Origin of the sequence: Streptomyces populi (assembly GCF_002911015.1) — a bacterium.
Classification (GTDB): domain Bacteria; phylum Actinomycetota; class Actinomycetes; order Streptomycetales; family Streptomycetaceae; genus Streptomyces; species Streptomyces populi.
The window spans coordinates 1-18,165 of the sequence record NZ_KZ626938.1 but is presented as its reverse complement, the minus strand read 5'-3'; the positions used below and the strand labels follow the sequence as shown (position 1 = coordinate 18,165).

The following is an 18,165-nucleotide window of genomic DNA, read 5'->3' as shown; positions in this document are numbered from 1 at the left end:
GTGCTCACAGCTGTCCGACATCGGTGACCTTGACGACGGCACGGCCCTCGGCGTCCGAGGCCGTGAGGTCGACCTCCGCGCTGATGCCCCAGTCGTGATCGCCGTTCGGGTCCGCGAAGGTCTGCCGGACGCGCCACAGACCGTTCTGCGGCTCCTCCACGATCGAGAGCAGCTTGGGGCCACGGGCGTCGGGACCGGTACCGAGGTCCTCGTACTCGTCCCAGTACTTGTCCATCGCCTCGCCCCACGCGTCGGCGTCCCAGCCGGACTCGCCGTCCATCTCGCCGAGTTCGTCGACGTTGTCCAGAGCGGCCAGTTCGACCCTGCGGAACATCGCGTTGCGGACGAGGACACGGAAGGCGCGGGCGTTCGAGGTGACCGGCTTGACCTGGTCGGCCTTCTCCTGGGCCTCCTCGGCCGTCATCACCTCGGGGTTGGCGAGCTGTTCCCATTCGTCGAGGAGGCTGGAGTCGACCTGTCGCACCATCTCTCCGAGCCAGGCGATCAGGTCCTCCAGGTCCTCGGACTTGAGGTCGTCCGGGACGGTGTGCTCAAGGGCCTTGTAGGCGCTGGCCAGGTAGCGCAGGACGATGCCCTCGGTGCGGGCGAGTTCGTAGAAGGAGACGAACTCGGTGAAGGACATGGCCCGTTCGTACATGTCGCGGATGACGGACTTCGGCGACAGCGGGTGGTCGCCGACCCACGGATGGCTCTTGCGGTAGGTGTTGTAGGCGTGGAAGAGCAGTTCCTCCAGCGGCTTGGGGTACGACACCTCCTGGAGCCGCTCCATGCGCTCCTCGTACTCGACGCCGTCGGACTTCATCGCGGCCACGGCCTCGCCCCGGGCCTTGTTCTGCTGGGCCGCGAGGATCTGCCGCGGTTCGTCCAGCGTGGACTCCACCACGGACACCATGTCCAGGGCGTACGACGGGGAATCGGGGCCCAGCAGGTCGAACGCGGCGAGCGCGAACGTGGACAGCGGCTGGTTGAGCGCGAAGTCCTGCTGGAGGTCGACGGTCAGCCGCACGATGCGGCCGGTCGGGTCGGGCTCGTCGAGCTTCTCCACGATGCCGCCGTCGAGGAGCGAACGGTAGATCGCGATGGCCCGGCGGATGTGCCGCAGCTGCTGCTTGCGCGGCTCGTGGTTGTCCTCCAGCAGATGCCGCATCGCCTCGAAGGCGTTGCCGGGCCGTGCGATCACCGAGAGCAGCATCGTGTGCGTCACGCGGAAGCGAGAGGTCAGCGGCTCGGGATCGGAGGCGATCAGCTTCTCGAAGGTGCTGTCCGTCCAGCCGACGAAGCCCTCGGGCGCCTTCTTGCGGACCACCTTGCGGCGCTTCTTCGGGTCGTCGCCCGCCTTGGCGAGCGACTTCTCGTTCTCGATGACGTGCTCCGGCGCCTGGGCGACGACGTAGCCCGCCGTGTCGAACCCCGCGCGCCCGGCCCGGCCGGCGATCTGGTGGAACTCGCGGGCGCGCAGCGTGCGCACCCGGGTCCCGTCGTACTTCGTCAGAGCGGTGAACAGCACCGTGCGGATGGGGACGTTGACGCCGACACCGAGGGTGTCCGTGCCGCAGATGACCTTCAGGAGGCCGGCCTGTGCCAGCTTCTCCACCAGCCGCCGGTACTTGGGCAGCATGCCGGCGTGGTGCACACCGATCCCGTGGCGCACGTAACGGGAGAGATTGCGGCCGAACTTGGTGGTGAACCGGAAGTTGCCGATCAGCTCGGCGATCTGGTCCTTCTCCTCGCGCGTGCACATGTTGATGCTCATCAGCGCCTGCGCCCGCTCCACGGCCTGTGCCTGGGTGAAGTGCACGATGTAGACCGGGGCCTGCTTGGTGGCGAGCAGTTCGGTGAGCGTCTCCGTCAGCGGAGTGAGCACGTACTCGTAGGACAGCGGGACGGGACGGGTCGCCGAGCGGACCACCGCCGTGGGGCGGCCGGTGCGGCGGGTGAGGTCCTTCTCGAACATCGAGACGTCACCGAGCGTCGCCGACATCAGGATGAACTGCGCCTGCGGAAGTTCCAGGATCGGGATCTGCCAGGCCCAGCCCCGGTCGCCCTCGGCGTAGAAGTGGAACTCGTCCATCACGACCTGACCGACGTCGGCGTGCTTGCCGTCCCGCAGCGCGATGGACGCGAGGACCTCGGCGGTGCAGCAGATCACCGGGGCGTCGGCGTTCACGGAGGCGTCGCCGGTGAGCATGCCGACGTTCTCGGTGCCGAACATCTTGCACAGCTCGAAGAACTTCTCCGAGACGAGTGCCTTGATCGGCGCCGTGTAGAAGGTGACCTCGTCCCGGGCGAGCGCGGCGAAGTGCGCCCCCGCGGCGATCATGCTCTTGCCCGAGCCGGTGGGGGTCGAGACGATCACGTTCGCACCCGAGACCACCTCGATCAGCGCCTCCTCCTGATGGGGGTAGAGCGTGATGCCGCGCTCCCCGGCCCACGACTCGAAGGCTTCGTAGAGGGCGTCGGGGTCGGTGGTCTGCGGCAGCTGATCGATAAGGGTCACGCCCCCATCTTGCCTGTCGATACACGTGATGGGGGAATCGGATGTCCGGGGGAAGATCGCGACCGTTACGCTGTGGCGCCGGTGACGCGTCAGCGGGCACGGGCAACTGGACAGCGTCGCAAGAGAAATGGGGCAGGGAACGGCCATGATGGGACCAGCACACTCACTGTCGGGGGCCGCGGCCTGGCTGGGCGTCGGAGCGGCGGCCGCCGCGGCCGGCCACGCCATGCCCTGGCCGGTCCTGCTCGTCGGTGCCCTGATCTGCGCCGGCGCCGCTCTCGCCCCGGACCTGGACCACAAGGCGGCCACCATCTCGAACGCCTTCGGACCGGTGTCGAAAAGGCTGTGCGAGATCGTCGACAAACTCTCCTACGCCGCCTACAAGAGCACCAGGAAGCCGGGCGACCCCCGGCGCAGCGGCGGTCACCGCACACTGACGCACACCTGGGTGTGGGCGGTGGCGATCGGATCGGGCACGGCGGTGCTGGCGATCACCTGTGGCCGCTGGGCGGTCCTCGGGATCCTCTTCGTGCACATGGTGCTCGCCATCGAGGGTCTGCTGTGGCGGGCCGCCCGCGGTTCGAGCAGCAACGTCCTGGTCTGGCTGCTCGCCGCGACGAGCTCGTGGATCCTCGCGCAGACCCTGGACAAGCCGGGCAACGGCTCGGACTGGCTGTTCACGGCGCCGGGCCAGGAGTACCTCTGGCTCGGGCTGCCGGTCATCCTCGGCGCCCTGGTGCACGACATCGGGGACGCGCTGACGGTGTCCGGCTGCCCGGTCCTGTGGCCCATCCCGATCGGCCGCAAGCGCTGGTACCCGGTGGGCCCGCCCAAGGCGATGCGCTTTCGCGCGGGAAGCTGGGTCGAGCTGAAGGTACTGACGCCGGTGTTCATGGTGCTGGGCGCCGTGGGCTGCGCCGCCGCGTTGAACTTCATCTGAGTCCGGCGGTCCCCCGGCCGCACCGGCGTGCGGCGGTCCCCCGGCCGCACCGGCGCCCTTTGTCTCCCGGGCCGTCCCGGAGCCCGGCGTCGTTCCTCTCACCGGGCGGCGCCGGGCGGGCGGCGTCCGTGGGGGAGGAGCGCCGCTGCGGTCCCGTCGGGGGTCCGGCCCGGGCGGCGGGACGGCCTTCACGCGATGGAGGGCACCCGCCGCGCTCAGCCGTCCTTCCCCCCGCCGGACCCCTGCTCCCCGCCGCCGAAACGCCGCTCGAACCGGTCGATGCGGCCCTCCGAGTCCACCGTGCGGGCCTTGCCCGTGTAGAAGGGGTGGCTCTCGGAGGAGATCTCGACGTCCACCACCGGGTAGGTCTCGCCATCGTCCCAGTCGATGGTCCGATCGCTCTTCGCGGTGGAGCGCGTGAGGAAGGCGTAGCCGGCGGTGCGGTCACGGAAGACCACGGGGCGGTAGTCGGGCTGCTTGTCCTGCTGCATGGCAATTCCTCGGGGAAGGCGCGGGACGCGTGCCGGTCAGCCGGACACGGCGTCCTCGTCGACGATGTGCATCGCGGCTTCCTCCGCCGAGGCCGCGGCGCCGTCGATGCCGATGTCCGTGGCGATGAGCCCGCTCTCCTCGTCCTCGTGAGCGCCCTCGTTCGGGGCCACCAGACGGCCGGAGCGGAGGGCGCCCACCTCGTTGTCGAGGGGCTCTCCGTCGGTGTCGTCACAGTCACCGATGCCGTCCCCGTCGGATTCGGCGATGTCGGGCAGCTCGTCGGCGAGGCGCTGGTCCAAGGTCTCGCCCGCCCGGCGTTCCGAGGCGGTCACACCCTGGTGCTCCACCGCCCACGGCCGCTCCGGCGGGGACCAGCCGCGGTCCAGGGGGTCACTCACGCCGTCCGCGACCAGTGTGTCCTCGGCGTCGAGCAGCCCCGCGTCGTCCTGTACCTCGGATCCGTCGGGCTGGTAGACGTCGTCTCCCCATCCGTCGGCGCTGTCCACGGGTACCTCCAGGGGGTGCGGACGGGACCGGAGCCGCCGTGTTCGACGGCGGGCGCGCGGGCCCGAGGGCACAGGCGTCGCTCCGCGCGAACCGGGTGGTTCCCGGGAGTCCCCCGAGCGGGTGCCCACGTCCAGCCTTCCACCCCCCTTCGGCACCGCGCAACGCCACAGGGGCCGACCAGCAGCGCCGCACGGGCCGAGGCCGGACCCGTCCGGCCTCTCGCGCGGTGCGCCGAGGACGGCCAGGACGCCGCGTCCGGTGAGCTGCGAAACCTCGTCGGCCGAGCCCGCGGTCGGGGGCGGTCGTCGTCGGTACTCACCGCTGACCCGCGGAAGGACACCGGAACACCGCACGGAGCGGACGGTCGCCCGCCGGTCCGCTCAGCCGCGGACGAGGGAACGGACCGACGCACGGTGAGCACGGGCACGGCCCGGAGCGACATCGGCAGCATCGCCCCGGTCGCCCGGGCCGGGCCCGGGCGCCGTGCGGAATCACCCGGCGTCCGGCTCGCGCGCGGCAGCCGGTGGTCCCGGCCGGGGCCGCTCACCCGTGCCAGGACCTCCACAGCGCCGCGTACGCGCCGTCCGCCGCGACCAGTTGCCCATGACTGCCGAGTTCGCTGATGCGGCCGTTCTCGACCACGGCGATGACGTCCGCGTCATGGGCGGTGTGGAGGCGGTGGGCGATGGCGACGACGGTGCGGCCGTCGAGAACGCGGGCCAGCGAACGTTCCAGATGGCGGGCCGCCCGCGGATCCAGGAGCGAGGTCGCCTCGTCCAGGACCAGGGTGTGCGGGTCGGCCAGGACGAGCCGGGCCAGCGCGATCTGCTGGGCCTGGGCCGGAGTGAGCGCGAACCCGCCCGAGCCGACCTCGGTGTCCAGGCCGTCGTCCAGCGCCCGCGCCCAGCCGGTCGCGTCGACCGCGCCGAGAGCCGCCCACAGCCGGGCGTCGACGGAGGCGGAGCCTTCGCCCGGAGCCTTCGCCGGGGTCCGCTCCTGCTCCTCGCCCTCGTCCTCGTCCTCGTACTGCCGGGAGCGGGGGACGGCGAGCAGCAGGTTGTCGCGCAGGGAGCCCACGAACACGTGGTGCTCCTGGTTGACCAGGGCCACATGCGCGCGGACCTCCTCCGCGGGCATCCGGGACAGCTCGGCGCCGCCGAGGGTGACCCGGCCGTCCCGGGGCGCGTAGATCCCGGCGAGCAGCCTGCCGAGCGTGGACTTGCCCGCGCCGGACGGACCGACCAGGGCGAGCCGGGTGCCGGGCGGTACCGCCAGGGAGACCTCCCGCAGCACGTCCACGCCCGCGCGGTAGCCGAAGCGCACCCGGTCCGCGTGGACGTCACGTCCGTCCGGCGCCACGGCCGGGTCGCCCGCGTCCGGCTGGATCTCCCGGACGCCCACCAGCCGCGCCAGCGAGACCTGGGCGACCTGGAGCTCGTCGTACCAGCGCAGGATCAGTCCCACCGGGTCGACGAGCATCTGGGCGATCAGCGCACCCGTCGTCAGCTGGCCCACCCCGATCCAGCCCTGGAGGGCCAGGCACCCGCCGATCATCAGGACCGAGCAGAGCACTGTCACATGCGTGATGTTGACGACCGGGAAGAGGACCGACCGCAGCCAGAGCGTGTAGCGTTCCCACGCGGTCCATTCCCGGACCCGGCGGTCCGACAGCGCGATGCGGCTCCCGCCCAGACGGTGCGCCTCGACGGTGCGTCCGGCGTCGACCGTCTCGGCGAGGACGGCGGCGACGGCCGCGTACCCGGCAGCCTCCGACCGGTAGGCGGCCGGCGCCCGTCTGAAGTACCAGCGGCAGCCCACCACCAGCAGCGGAACGGCGACCAGCACGGCGGGAGCGAGCACCGGGGCGGTCACGGCGAGTCCGCCGAGCAGCAGGGCCGCCCACACCACGCCGATGGCCAGCTGCGGCACGGCCTCGCGCATCGCGTTGGCGAGCCGGTCGATGTCGGTGGTGATGCGGGACAGCAGGTCGCCGGTCCCGGCCCGTTCCAGGACGCCGGGCGGCAGACCGACCGACCGTACGAGGAAGTCCTCGCGCAGATCGGCCAGCATCCGCTCGCCGAGCACGGCACCGCGCAGCCGCACCTGCCGTACGAACACCGCCTGGACGACGAGCGCGACGACGAACAGGGCGGTGGTGGTCCCCAGACGGAGGTCGCGCGCGTGGTCCGAGACGCGTTCGACGACCGAGCCCAGCAGATAGGGTCCGGCCATCGAGGCCACGACGGCCACGGCGTTGACGGCGACCAGGAGCAGGAAGGCCCTGCGGTGCCGTCGGAACAGCTCGGTCACGTAGGCGCGTACGGTCGCGGGCGCGCCGACGGGCAGGGTGTTCGCCGTCGTCGGAGCGGCCGGGTCGTACGCCGGTGGCGCCACGCCGATCATGCGGTCTCCTCGATCTCTTCCAGTACGCCGTCGAGAACGGCCTCGTCGTCCAGGGCCACCCCGCCGGGCACGGTCCGGTCCGCGGCTCCGGCGGCGGCCTCCTCCCCGGTCTCCCGGGTCACCACGTCCCGGTACCGCGGTTCGCTGTGCACCAGTTCGCGGTGCACGCCGACCGCGACGACCTCGCCCTCGCGGACCAGGACGACCCGGTCCGCGTGGTCCAGGAGCAGCGGTGAGGAGGTGAAGACCACGGTCGTGCGCCCGGCGCGCAAGGAGCGGACTCCGTCGGCGATCCGGGCCTCGGTGTGCGAGTCGACCGCGGACGTCGGCTCGTCCAGGACGAGAACCTCCGGGTCCGTGATCAGGGACCGGGCCAGCGCGAGCCGCTGGCGCTGGCCCCCGGACAGGGAGCGCCCGCGTTCCGTGACGCGCGCGTCCATCGGATCCTCGGTGTCGAGCGAACCCTGGGTGAGCGCGTCCAGCACGTCGCCGCACTGCGCGGCGGACAGGGCCGCCTCCGCGCTCACGAGACCCGACGCGGGCACGTCGAGCAGTTCGCGCAGGGAGCCGGACAGCAGCACCGGGTCCTTGTCCTGGACGAGGACGGCGGTGCGGGCGCACTCCAGGGGCAGCTCGTCCAGCGGTACGCCCCCGAGGACCACCGAGGTGTTCCTCGGGCCGCCTTCGACGCGGGTCTCCTCGCCCGGGCCGGAGGCGTGGCCGCCGAGCCGTTCGGCCAGCAGCCCCGCCGCGTCCGGGTCCCCGCACACCACGGCGGTGAGCCGGCCGGCGGGAGCCAGCAGACCGGTCACCGGGTCGTACAGATCGCCGCTCGGCACCTCCGCGGCGAGCGAGCCGCCGCTGTCCACGGTCCGTTCCAGGGACAGCACCCGGGCCGCTCGCCTGGCGGACGGACGGGAGAAGGAGTAGGCCATGGCGATCTCTTCGAAATGCCGCAAGGGGTATGTGAGCAGCATGACGGCGCTGTACACGGTGACGAGTTCCCCGACCTCGATCCGGCCGTCCCGGGCCAGCTGCACACCGCGCCAGACGACGGCGATCATCAGCAGACCGGGCAGAAGCACCTGGATCGCCGAGATCAGCGACCACATGCGCGCACTGCGCACGGCGGCCCGGCGGACCTCCTGGGAGGCGCGGCGGTAGCGGTCGAGGAAGAGCTCCTCGCCGCCGATGCCGCGCAGCACCCGCAGGCCCGCGACGGTGTCGGAGGCCAGCTCGGTGGCACGGCCCGCCTTCTCCCGCTGGAAGTCGGCGCGCCGGGTGGCCCGGGGCAGCAGCGGCAGTACGGCCACCGCCAGCACGGGTACGCCCACGGCGACGATCACGCCCAGGGCCGGCTGGTAGACGGCCAGGGTCGCGCAGACCACCACGACCGTCACGGCGGCCGCCGAGAACCGGGACACGGCCTCCACGAACCAGCCGATCTTCTCGACGTCGCCGGTGGAGACCGCGACCACCTCGCCCGCCGCGACGCGCCGCGTCAGCGCGGAGCCCAGCAGCGCGGTTCTGCGGGCCAGCAGTTGCTGGACGCGCGCGGCCGCGGTGATCCAGTTGGTGACCGCGGTGCGGTGCAGCATGAGTTCGCCCAGGGCGATGCACGCGCCGCACCCCGCCATCAGCACGCCGGTCAGGGCGAGCCGGGTGCCGGAGCGGTCGACGACGGACTGGACGGCCAGGCCGACGCAGAACGGCAGCGCGGAGACGGCCAGGAAGTGCAGCAGGCCCCAGGCCAGGGCCTTGAGCTGTCCGCCGAGCTGATTCCGCCCGAGCCACCACAGGAATCGGGGACCTGAGCGCGCGTCGGGCACACCCGGGTCGGGATACGGAAGGTCTTGGATCTGCATGACGTCCCAGTGGCTCGTGTCAGGAGATGGAGGGAGCTCCGGATTTCGGCAGCCGTTCGGCCGCGGGGGCCGACAGCAAACCGTGAAAGGTTCGCGTCGCAGCGTGGTCGAAAGCAAACGGTTTTCCGCCCAGGTGAGGGGAACCGGCCCGGGGCGACCGGGCCCGGCCGGGACGGGAGGGAGGGGAGGGAGGGGAGGGCGATCCGTCCGGTACGCAGTGCGAGGATGGACGGCATGCGAAAGAACGGTGCGATGCGTACGGGGCTCGTGGCCATGGTCTGCGGGGCCGTCGCCGTCACCCTCTCGGCCTGCGGTGGTCCGGAGGGCGGGGGCGGGAGCGGTGCGAAGAGCCACGCGGGAGGCCGGGGCGGGACCGCCCGTACGAGTGCGCCCGCCGACCCGACACGCATCCCCGACGTGGGTGACCGGATCCAGCGGCAGATCCCCTCGAACTCCCGTCAGGTCGTGGCGGTGTACGGCGAGGGCAAGGACTCCGCGGACTCCACGGTCGTGCTCTACACGAAGTCCGGCTCGGCCTGGGAGAAGACGCGCAGCTGGGCCGCGCACAACGGGAAGAAGGGCTGGACCACGGACCACCACGAGGGCGACAAGCGCAGCCCCGTCGGTGTGTTCACCCTCAGCGACGCCGGTGGCGTGCTCGACGATCCGGGAGCCCGGCTGCCGTACACGCAGTCGGGGGGTTTCCAGGCACCGCACTACTGGGCGAAGTCGCACTGGCACGACTTCGACTACGTCATCGCCATCGACTACAACCGTCTCAAGGGCAGTCCGCCGAACGATCCGACCCGCCCCTTGGGCCAGAGCAAGGGCGGCAGCATCTGGCTGCACATGGACCACGGCAGCGGTACGTCGGCGTGCGTGAGCGTGTCCAAGCCGGCCATGGAGTACCTCCTGCGCACACTCGATCCGGAACGGCATCCCGTGGTGGTGATGGGGGACAAGGCGGACCTGAAGGCCTAGCGGGCCGAAGCCCCGGACCGGGCCGGACCGGGCCGGGGGCCGCCGAGGCCCGGGGGCGGTGCCCGGAGGCGATGCGCCATTGCGGCCGGCCCGGCCGCCCCGTAGAACACCGCACATGAGTAGACCGGTCATCATGTCCACGCTCGCCGGAGTGATCCTCGTGGCGAGCGCCCTCCTCGGGGCGGGCCCGGCTCCGGCGGCCACCGCGTCCGTCGCGGCTCATGCGTCCGGAGCCCTGGCCGCGCCTGTCGCCGGACCGGCCGACGTGCCCGCCGAGTTCGGCAGCGACTGGCACGACCCCGTCACCGCCACCCCGCCCGTCGGCAGGCCGTCCGGGAAGTCCTGCGAAGTGACGCTCGCCGAGGCGCAGTTCCGCGACTTCACGCCCTACACGGGCACGTACACCCCGCCGTCGGGCTGCGGCGACCGCTGGAGCAAGGTCGTGCTCCGGCTCGAAGGCAAGGTCAAGGGGCGCCAGTTCGACCGCCTCGGCTATCTGCACATCGGCGGGGTGGAGATCCTCCGTACGTCCACCCCGGAGCCGTCGCCCGACGGCATCGAGTGGTCCGTCGAGACGGACGTGACGCGCTACAGCTACACGTTCCGGCGGAGCCAGGACGTCGAGATGCTGATCGGGAACGTCGTCGACGACACCTACACCGGAGTTCTCGACGTCAGGGCCACCCTGACGTTCTACACGGGCAGGCCGGCCGTGACCCCCGACCGCGTCCTGACCCTCGAGGACGGCACCCTGACCACGCCGCGCAACAGCGAGCACGTGATCGCCGAGGTGTACGCGACCGGGTCCGGCGGTGGCTGCGAGGAGGTCTGGTACCTGACGGTCCCGGGCGAGGCGCCGTATTCCTGCAAGGCGGGCGACGGCCCCTACCGTGAGGTGCAGATCAAGGTCGACGGCCGACTCGCGGGAATCGCCGCTCCGTTCCCGACCGTGTGGACCGGCGGCTGGTCCAACCCCTTCCTCTGGTACGTGATTCCGGGGCCCCGCGCCTTCGCCGTCAAGCCCATCGAGTACGACCTGACCCCGTTCGCCGGGCTGCTCGACGACGGGCGTCCGCACCGGATCGACGTCTCCGTCGTCGGCGCCCCCGAGGGGCAGTCCGGCTGGAGCCTGCCCGTCAACGTGCTCGTCCGGCAGGACGCGAAGCGCTCCCACGTGAGCGGTGCGCTCGTCCGGGCCGAGGCGGGCGGCCTCACCGACGCGTCCACGTACACGCCGGGTCCCCGGAACCGGGTCGACACCGAGGGAAGGCACCGGCTGACCGTCGCCGGATACCTCGACACCTCGCACGGCCGGGTGCTGACGACCGTCGACCGCACCCTCGCGAACAGTTCCACGCACCGCTGGACCGAGGGCGAGGACACCGACGGCCTCGAGGCGACGTGGACCGACGACGAGGCGGTGACCGTCGACGGGCGCGGCCCCGCCGCGACGACGCGTACCCGGCGCACGTACACGATGGACGGCACGACGACGCTCGGCGCGGACGACCGGCTGCGGACCGTGCTGACGCTCGGCGACCGGGCCGTCGTGACCGAGGCGTCCGGCGGCCGGCCCGCCACGTGGTCACGGCTCGACGACACCTACACGGGCGACGCGACGTACACGGCCGGTGTGCCGCGCGACCAGCGGCACGCCGTCGCCACGACGAGCGAGCGCTACCGCCTCCATGGTCCGGCCGACTGTTACGACCGTTCCCTGGTCACCGTGCAGGGGGTGCTCACCCGGGACCGCGCCGGCTGCTGAGCCCGGTCGCCCGCGGCCGGCCGACCCGTACCGACGGGCCGGGCGGCCGCGGCGAGGAGGCCGAGTGGGCACGGCCTGGTCATCGGGGCCGCCCGGCCCGGCCGACACCCGGGCGGGTCGCGTGCTCCAGTGCCAGGAGGGCGGAGCGGTAGCCGCGGCCCGTCGCGTGGTCCATGCCCACCTCGCACATGCGGTTGGCCGACAGGTACGCGTCGAAGTCACGGGAGGTCACGAACGCCGCCTCCTCGCGGGTGGCCGACTCGGTGAGTTCCCGGTGGAGCATGCCGCGGTCGCCCGCGAAGGCACAGCACCCGGCGTCGTCGGGCACGACCACCTCGTCCGCGCACGCCTCGGCCACCGCGCGCAGTTGCGCCTCGTCGCCCAGGTGCCGCATGGAGCAGGTCGGGTGGAGCACCGCGGAGCCGAGGGTGCGGTGCACGGTGAGGTGGGGGAGGAGCTCCTCCGCCGCCCACACGAGCGAGTCGACGACCCGCAGTCCGTCGTGCAACTCCCTGTTGTCGGCGGTCAGATACGGAACGACCTCGCGCGCGATGCCCAGGGTGCACGACGACGCGTCCACGACGAGCGGCAGTGCGCCACCGGCGGTCCAGCCCCAGGCCGCCTCGACGACGCGGTTGGCCATCACGGCGTTGCCCGCCTCGTACCCCTTGGAGTGCCAGATCGTGGCGCAGCAGGTTCCCCGTACGTCGTCCGGAATCCACACCGGCTTTCCCGCCCGTGCGGAGACCGCGACGACGGCCCGCGCGAGCGACACGTCCCCCGGACCGCCGAAGACGCGGTTGACGCAGGCAGGGTAGTAGACGGCGACGGCTCCCACGCGTGCGGTGCGGGGCATCGTGGGGTCGGCGGCCTCCGGCATCCGTGGCAGCCACTCGGGCACGAGATCGGGGCGTACGGCCTTGCGGACCGCCCGCGTCACGGCGCTCGCCCGCCGGTCGCCGATCCGGTGCGCGGCGGCGACGGCCAGCCGGGCGGAGGCTTCGAGCACGCGGAAGTGCCGCGCGGCGAGCGCGGCCGCCCTCTCCTCGCGCGGCGAGTGCCGGGCGTGCCGGAGCGTCTTCATCAGGGCGCCCGTGTCGATGCCGACCGGACAGGCCGGCTTGCAGCTCGAGTCGCCCGCGCAGGTGTCCACGGCGTCGTGTCCGTACGCCTCCAGGAGCCCGTTCTCCACCGGGGATCCGTAGGGCTGGCGCATCATCTCGCGGCGCAGCACGATCCGCTGGCGGGGTGTCGTCGTCACGTCCCGGCTGGGGCAGGCCGGTTCGCAGAAGCCGCACTCGATGCAGGGGTCGGCGATCGCCTCGACGCGGGGGATCGTCTTCAGGCCCCTCACGTGCGCCCGCGGATCACGGTCGAGCACGACGCGCGGTGCGAGCACGCCGTCCGGATCGATCAGCCGTTTCGTGCGCCACATCAGTTCCGTCGCCCGGGGCCCCCATTCGAGCTCCAGGAAGGGCGCGATGTTGCGCCCGGTGGCGTGTTCGGCCTTCAGCGAGCCGTCGAAGCGTTCGACGGTGAGCCGGCAGAACGCGTCCATGAAGGCGGCGTAGCGCTCCACGTCGGCCGGCCTGGACGCGTCGAAGGCCAGCAGGAAATGCAGATTGCCGTGGGCGGCGTGGCCCGCGACGGCGGCGTCGAAGCCGTGCCGGGTCTGGAGCTCCAGCAGTGCCTCGCAGGCCTCGGCGAGCCGCTCGGGCGGTACCGCGAAGTCCTCCGTGATCAGCGTCGTCCCGGACGGACGGGCACCGCCGACCGCCGTCACGAACGCCTTGCGGGCCTTCCAGTACCCGGCGACGGTACGCCCGTCACGGGTGAGGGAGTTCGTCACCGAGGGCACGGGCGACACCAGGGGGAGTCCCTCCAGCACCGCGCGGGCCCTTTCCTCGTACACCTCCTGCGCGGCCTCGTCCGGGGCGCGGAACTCGACGAGCAGCGCGGCCGTCGGACCCGGCAGACCGGCCCAGTCCCCGGGCACGCCCTCGACGGCCACCGAGGCGCGCAGGGTGTTGCCGTCCATCAGCTCGACGGCCGAGGCGCCCGCCGCGGTGAGCAGGGGCACGGCGGCGGCAGCCGCCGGGAGCGAGCCGAAGAAGAGCAGCGCGGCCGAGACCCGGCGGTCCAGCGGCAGGGTGTCGAGGACGACCTCCGAGATGAACCCGAAGGTGCCCTGCGAGCCGACCATCAGACCGCGCAGGATCCCGACGGGCGTCGAGCCGTCGAGGAAGGCGTCCAGGCGGTAGCCGTTGGTGTTCTTGATCGCGTACTTGGCGCGGATGCGCCGGACGAGTTCGGCGTCCGCCTCGATCTCCGCCTTGAGTTCCATGAGTCCGGCGCACAGGGCCGGTTCCGCTCGCGCCAGCCGCTCGTCGGCGTCCGGTTCGGCCGTGTCCACGACCGTGCCGGTCGGCAGCACGAACGTCAGCGAGGCGAGGGTGACGTACGCGTTGCGGGTGGTGCCCGCCGTCATGCCCGAGGCGTTGTTCGCGACGACACCGCCGACCGTGCAGGCGACCGCGCTGGCCGGATCGGGGCCGAGCACGCGCCCGTGCCGGGCGAGCGCGGCGTTGACGCGGGCGACGGTCGTGCCCGGAGCGATCCGGGCCCGTGCCCCGCCGTCGAGGATCTCGACCCCCGTCCAGTGCCGACGGACGTCGACGAGGACGTCCTCGCCCTGTGCCTGGCCGTTGAGCGAGGTCCCGGCCGCCCGGAACACCACCTCGCGGCCCTTGCCGTGGGCGTACGAGAGCACGGCCGAGACGTCGTCGACGTCCTCGGGGACCACGACGACCCGCGGCACGAAGCGGTAGGGGCTGGCGTCGGAGGCGTAGCGCACGAGGTCGGAGACCCCGGTCAGCACCTTGTCGGCGCCGAGCAGGGCGGTCAGGTCGCCGCGCAGCGGCTCGGGAGTGCCCCCGGCCCGGTCCTCGGGGACCCGGTCGGCCGCCGGGGCTCCGGGGCGCGCGCGGGGACGCAGCTTGGCGGGGTCGGGCTCCAGCAGGGGCATCGCGGACCACTCCTCACACGCTCGCGGCGGCCGCGGGAGGTGTGCCGGGCTCCTCGGTGGCGGCGCACCGCCCCGAGCCCGCTCAGCAGCGGTGCTCCACCCTCGGCATGCCGTCGACCAGGGTGTCCAGCAGTCCGCCGAGCACCTCGCGCTGCTCGTCCGTCAATGGAGCCAGGATCTCCTCCGCGGCGCCGCGGCGCGCGGCGCGCAGCTCCCGCAGCGCCTTGCGCCCCTCGTCCGTGACCTCGATACGGATCACCCGGCGGTTGGTGGGATCGGGCACCCGGCGCACCCTGCCGCTCGCCTCCAGGCCGTCGACCAGCGTGGTCACGGCACGGGGCACCACTTCGAGGCGCTCCGCGAGATCGGTCATGCGGGGCGGTGAGGCGTAGTGCGCGAGGGTGCGCAGCAGCCGCGACTGAGCGGGGGTGATGCCCAGCTCGCGCTGCTCCAGATGGCGCTTCTGGATGCGGTGCACGCGGCGCGTCAGACGCAGCAGCTGCTCGGCGAGCAGGCCGTCGGCATCGGGGGTGGTCATGCGGGAACAATATCAGGATGCCGTTCATTGTGAGTATAGGTAACAATGAGCTGGGATCCGGTGGTCGCCGGATCCCCACCGATGTCCCTGAAGTCCTCATCTCCTAGGAGTCCATTGCGTCCCGAACAGTCCACCTGGAGCCCGCCACCCGCCGACAAGGAACAGCCACGGCAGGTGCGCCGCATCCTGAGACTCTTCCGGCCCTACCGCGGCCGCCTCGCGATCGTCGGTCTGCTGGTCGGCGCCGCGTCCCTCGTGGGTGTCGCCACGCCCTTCCTGCTGAAGGCGATCCTGGACACCGCGATCCCCGAAGGGCGCACGGGCCTGCTGACCCTGCTCGCGCTCGGCATGATCGCGAGCGCGGTCCTGAGCGGTGTCTTCGGCGTCCTCCAGACGCTGATCTCCACGACCGTCGGCCAGCGCGTGATGCACGATCTGCGCACGGCGGTCTACGGCCGTCTCCAGCGCATGTCGCTCGCCTTCTTCACCAGGACGCGCACGGGCGAGGTCCAGTCCCGCATCGCCAACGACATCGGCGGCATGCAGGCGACCGTCACGTCCACCGCCACCTCGCTGGTCTCCAACCTCACGAGCGTGGTCGCCACGGTCGTCGCGATGGTGGCCCTGGACTGGCGCCTGACCGTCGTCTCTCTGCTCCTGCTGCCGGTCTTCGTGTGGATCAGCCGCCGGGTCGGCGACGAACGCAAGAAGATCACCACCCAGCGCCAGAAGCAGATGGCGGCGATGGCCGCCACCGTCACCGAATCGCTCTCCGTCAGCGGCATCCTGCTCGGGCGCACCATGGGCCGGTCCGACTCGCTGACGAAGTCCTTCGCGGAGGAGTCCGAGGGGCTGGTCGACCTCGAGGTGAGGTCGAACATGGCGGGGCGCTGGCGCATGTCCGTCATCGGCATCGTCATGGCCGCCATGCCCGCCGTCATCTACTGGACCGCGGGCATGGCCCTCGAACTCGGCGGCCCCTCCATATCGATCGGCACGCTGGTCGCCTTCGTCTCGCTCCAGCAGGGCCTGTTCCGGCCGACGGTCAGCCTGCTGTCCACCGGTGTGCAGATCCAGACCTCGCTCGCGCTGTTCCAGCGCATCTTCGAGTACCTCGACCTGCCCATCGACATCACCGAACCCGAGAACCCCGTCCACCTCGACCAGGTCAAGGGCGAGATCCGCTTCGAGGACGTCGAGTTCCGCTACGACGACAAGGGCACCCCGATCCTCGAGGGCATCGACATCACCGTCCCGGCCGGAGGCAGCCTCGCCGTCGTCGGTCCGACCGGCTCCGGCAAGTCGACGCTCAGTTACCTGGTGCCCAGGCTGTACGACGTCACGGGCGGACGCGTGACCCTCGACGGGGTCGACGTCCGGGACCTCGACTTCGACACCCTCGCGCGCGCGGTCGGCGTCGTCTCCCAGGAGACGTACCTCTTCCACGCCTCGGTCGCCGAGAACCTGCGCTTCGCCAAGCCGGACGCCACCGACGAGGAACTGCACGCGGCGGCGCGGGCGGCCCAGATCCACGACCACATCGCGTCGCTGCCCGACGGGTACGACACGGTCGTGGGCGAACGCGGCCACCGGTTCTCCGGCGGTGAGAAGCAGCGCCTCGCCATCGCCCGCACGATCCTGCGCGATCCGCCCGTGCTCGTCCTGGACGAGGCGACCAGTGCCCTGGACACCCGCACCGAGCACGCCGTCCAGGAGGCCATCGACGCCCTGTCGGCCGACCGCACCACGCTCACCATCGCGCACCGGCTGTCCACCATCCGGAGCGCCGACCAGATCGTCGTCCTCGACTCGGGCCGCGCGGTCGAGCGCGGTACGCACGAGGAGTTGCTGGCGGCGGAGGGGCGCTATGCCGCCCTCGTCCACCGGGACGCCCAACTGGAGCCGACAAGATGACGATATGCCGGGTTTGAGGGCGATTGCGCGTTACCGTGCCCGTTATGCAGACGAACACTCCGCCACGGAGCACGATCCGACTGACGCGCAGAGGGAAGGTCGCCCTCATCGCGACCGGCGCCGTCGTGGCGGCCACCGCCGTGGCGGTGCCGCTGCTGAGCACGGGAGACGGCGACGCGCGCCCGACATCGCTCGTCGTCCCGGAGGGCTGGCGTTCCGGACAGGTCTACGCGGCCGTCGACAAGGCCCTGCGGGTTCCCGCGGGCACCACCAAGAAATCCCTGGCGAAGGCCCACCTCAAGCTCCCGGTCGACGCCAGGGGCAACCCCGAGGGCTATCTCTTCCCGGCGACCTATCCGATCGGTGAGAAGGCGACCCCGGAGTCCCTGCTGACGTCCATGGTCGACACCGCGAACAAGAAGTTCGGCAGAGCGCCGGTCGCCGCGGGCGCGCAGCACAGCCCGATGAACGTCTACCAGGCCGTCACCATCGCGAGCATCGTGCAGGCGGAGGCGGCGACCGAGGCGGACATGGGCAAGGTGGCCAGGGTCGTCCACAACCGCCTGGAGCGCGGGATGCCGTTGCAGATGGACTCCACCATCAACTACGCGCTGAACCGCTCCACCCTGAACACCGGTGAGGCGGACACGAGGCTCGACAGCCCGTACAACTCCTACCGGCGCATGGGGCTGCCGCCCACGCCGATCGCCAACCCCGGCGAGGAGGCGCTGCGCGCCGCGATCAACCCGCCTCCGGGGAACTGGCTGTACTTCGTCACGGTCAAGCCGGGCGACACGCGCTTCACGGCCGACTACGAGGAACACCAGCGCAACGTGGCCGAGTTCAACCGGCGCCACCACAAGAGCGCGGCCCCCGCCGCCTCTTCCGCGAGCCCTCGGGAGGCATCTTCCACGCCCCTGCGAACGGCCTCTCCCGCGGTCACCCCCGTGGCTTCTCCCACGGTGTCTCCCGTGGTTTCCGCCGCCGTCACGCCGACCGTCACGCCCGCCGTCACGCCGACCGTCACGCCGACCGTCACCCCCACGGTCATTCCCACGAACTGAGAGGCCGCCAAGAGCATCACACGGCGACCGGAGCGGTCGCCAGCAGCTTCCTGACGTCCCGTACGGCCGCCCGGCCCGCCCGGTTGGCACCGACGGTGCTCGCGGAGGGTCCGTAGCCGACCAGGTGGATCCGCGGATCGGCGACCGCGCGCG

At 72.0% G+C, this 18,165-nt stretch carries 11 protein-coding genes and 2 pseudogenes; 5 read left to right on the top strand and 8 right to left on the bottom strand.

Going from position 1 to position 18,165, the window contains the following annotated elements; translation table 11 throughout:
• Positions 1-4: 4 nt before the first annotated feature.
• The gene (locus CW362_RS33455) at positions 5-2,518 is read right to left on the bottom strand and encodes a DEAD/DEAH box helicase (RefSeq protein WP_103553365.1); all 2,514 of its coding nucleotides are present in this window, start codon (positions 2,516-2,518) and stop codon (positions 5-7) included.
• A gap of 145 nt (positions 2,519-2,663) precedes the next feature.
• Here CW362_RS33455 and CW362_RS33450 point away from each other — a divergent pair, with 145 nt between their 5' ends.
• Positions 2,664-3,458, top strand: coding sequence for a metal-dependent hydrolase (locus CW362_RS33450; protein ID WP_103553364.1), 795 nt, complete (start codon positions 2,664-2,666; stop codon positions 3,456-3,458).
• A gap of 215 nt (positions 3,459-3,673) precedes the next feature.
• On the opposite strand, the gene CW362_RS33445 is transcribed toward CW362_RS33450, so the two are convergent.
• From CW362_RS33445 to CW362_RS33430, 4 genes are all read right to left on the bottom strand, one after another.
• Complete coding sequence (locus CW362_RS33445; RefSeq protein WP_103553363.1) at positions 3,674-3,949, bottom strand: type B 50S ribosomal protein L31; 276 nt, start codon at positions 3,947-3,949, stop codon at positions 3,674-3,676.
• Between the two features lie 36 nt (positions 3,950-3,985).
• Positions 3,986-4,456, bottom strand: coding sequence for a DUF5709 domain-containing protein (locus CW362_RS33440; protein WP_103553362.1), 471 nt, complete (start codon positions 4,454-4,456; stop codon positions 3,986-3,988).
• Between the two features lie 544 nt (positions 4,457-5,000).
• Complete coding sequence (locus tag CW362_RS33435) at positions 5,001-6,860, bottom strand: ABC transporter ATP-binding protein (protein WP_103553361.1); 1,860 nt, start codon at positions 6,858-6,860, stop codon at positions 5,001-5,003.
• Positions 6,857-8,725: an ABC transporter transmembrane domain-containing protein gene (locus CW362_RS33430; RefSeq protein WP_103553360.1), complete on the bottom strand. Its 1,869-nt coding sequence runs from the start codon at positions 8,723-8,725 to the stop codon at positions 6,857-6,859. The genes CW362_RS33435 and CW362_RS33430 overlap by 4 nt, the downstream gene beginning before the upstream one ends.
• Positions 8,726-8,959: 234 nt before the next feature.
• Here CW362_RS33430 and CW362_RS33425 point away from each other — a divergent pair, with 234 nt between their 5' ends.
• A complete protein-coding gene (locus CW362_RS33425; protein ID WP_376450009.1) occupies positions 8,960-9,706 on the top strand; it encodes a L,D-transpeptidase family protein in 747 nt (248 codons plus the stop codon).
• Positions 9,707-9,821: 115 nt separating this feature from the next.
• The gene (locus tag CW362_RS33420; protein WP_103553359.1) at positions 9,822-11,471 is read left to right on the top strand and encodes a peptide-N4-asparagine amidase; all 1,650 of its coding nucleotides are present in this window, start codon (positions 9,822-9,824) and stop codon (positions 11,469-11,471) included.
• Positions 11,472-11,550: 79 nt separating this feature from the next.
• Here the strand turns inward: CW362_RS33420 and CW362_RS33415 are convergent, their stop codons facing one another.
• Entirely contained in the window at positions 11,551-14,496 is a 2,946-nt protein-coding gene (locus tag CW362_RS33415) for an FAD-binding and (Fe-S)-binding domain-containing protein (protein ID WP_103553358.1), read from the bottom strand.
• A gap of 82 nt (positions 14,497-14,578) precedes the next feature.
• Positions 14,579-15,034 carry a MarR family winged helix-turn-helix transcriptional regulator gene (locus CW362_RS33410; protein WP_103553357.1) on the bottom strand — a complete coding sequence of 152 codons (456 nt, stop codon included), beginning with the start codon at positions 15,032-15,034 and terminating at the stop codon, positions 14,579-14,581.
• 114 nt (positions 15,035-15,148) lie between these two features.
• Here CW362_RS33410 and CW362_RS33405 point away from each other — a divergent pair, with 114 nt between their 5' ends.
• On the top strand, positions 15,149-16,948 hold the full coding sequence (locus tag CW362_RS33405; RefSeq protein WP_103553356.1) for an ABC transporter ATP-binding protein: 1,800 nt from the start codon (positions 15,149-15,151) through the stop codon (positions 16,946-16,948).
• A gap of 44 nt (positions 16,949-16,992) precedes the next feature.
• A pseudogene (gene mltG, locus CW362_RS33400) lies at positions 16,993-17,832 on the top strand (endolytic transglycosylase MltG); the annotation flags it as partial.
• Positions 17,833-18,028: 196 nt separating this feature from the next.
• Here mltG and CW362_RS44950 read toward each other — a convergent pair.
• Positions 18,029-18,165: pseudogene (locus CW362_RS44950) on the bottom strand (pyridine nucleotide-disulfide oxidoreductase); the annotation flags it as partial.

Excerpts from the sequence above, each read along its gene's own strand:
- CW362_RS33435 (WP_103553361.1), bottom strand. The coding sequence starts at position 6,860 with ATGATCGGCGTGGCGCCACCGGCGTACGACCCGGCCGCTCCGACGACG.
- CW362_RS33425 (WP_376450009.1), top strand. The coding sequence starts at position 8,960 with ATGCGAAAGAACGGTGCGATGCGTACGGGGCTCGTGGCCATGGTCTGC.
- CW362_RS33410 (WP_103553357.1), bottom strand. The coding sequence starts at position 15,034 with ATGACCACCCCCGATGCCGACGGCCTGCTCGCCGAGCAGCTGCTGCGT.
- CW362_RS33445 (WP_103553363.1), bottom strand. The coding sequence starts at position 3,949 with ATGCAGCAGGACAAGCAGCCCGACTACCGCCCCGTGGTCTTCCGTGAC.
- CW362_RS33420 (WP_103553359.1), top strand. The coding sequence starts at position 9,822 with ATGAGTAGACCGGTCATCATGTCCACGCTCGCCGGAGTGATCCTCGTG.
- CW362_RS33450 (WP_103553364.1), top strand. The coding sequence starts at position 2,664 with ATGATGGGACCAGCACACTCACTGTCGGGGGCCGCGGCCTGGCTGGGC.
- CW362_RS33415 (WP_103553358.1), bottom strand. The coding sequence starts at position 14,496 with ATGCCCCTGCTGGAGCCCGACCCCGCCAAGCTGCGTCCCCGCGCGCGC.
- CW362_RS33430 (WP_103553360.1), bottom strand. The coding sequence starts at position 8,725 with ATGCAGATCCAAGACCTTCCGTATCCCGACCCGGGTGTGCCCGACGCG.